1 protein-coding gene is annotated in these 598 nt (G+C 48.3%); it reads right to left on the bottom strand.

What is annotated here, in order from left to right:
• A partial coding sequence (gene slyD, locus FHQ30_RS12810; RefSeq protein WP_139625190.1) for a peptidylprolyl isomerase occupies positions 1–496 on the bottom strand: 496 nt, incomplete at its 3' end.
• Positions 497–598 lie beyond the last annotated feature (102 nt).

The raw sequence follows: 598 nt of genomic DNA, 5'->3' as shown, positions 1-598 counted from the left end.
CACTGTCGTGACCACCGCAGCAACCGCCGCCTTCAGCATGGATATGACCGTGGGAAATCTCTTCCAGTGTCGCTTCGCGCGTGGCAATAATTTCTACGTTAAACAACAACTCTTGTCCGGCTAACATATGATTGCCGTCCACCACCACATGATCGTCGCCGACTTCTGTGATCACCACCGGCAACGGGCCGATGTCGGTATCGGCGATAAAGCGCATGCCGACTTCCAAATCATCCACACCGACAAAGACGTCTTTCGGTACACGTTGCACCATGTTGTCGTTATATTCGCCGTAGCCCTCTTCCGGTTTGACCCGCACCTCAAATTTTTCGCCGACTTCACGCCCTTCAATGGCATTTTCCAAGCCGATCACCAGATTATTGTGCCCTTGCAAATATTCCAACGGTTGGTTGACTGGGGCTTCGTCCACTAACACACCATCTTCAGTACGAACTTGATATGCGATACTGACCACTACATTTTTTGCTACTTTCATCGGCTACTCCGCCTTAATTTTTTATGGATAGAAAGCAAGATTATAGTAAATCCTGCTCAGTTTATTGACAAAGATGTTTGATAAGGCAAAGTAGGGGCGGAT

The sequence above is a fragment of the Testudinibacter sp. 'clade 2' genome, from assembly GCF_006227735.1.
GTDB lineage: Bacteria > Pseudomonadota > Gammaproteobacteria > Enterobacterales > Pasteurellaceae > Chelonobacter.
This window is presented reverse-complemented; position numbering and strand designations above follow the sequence as displayed.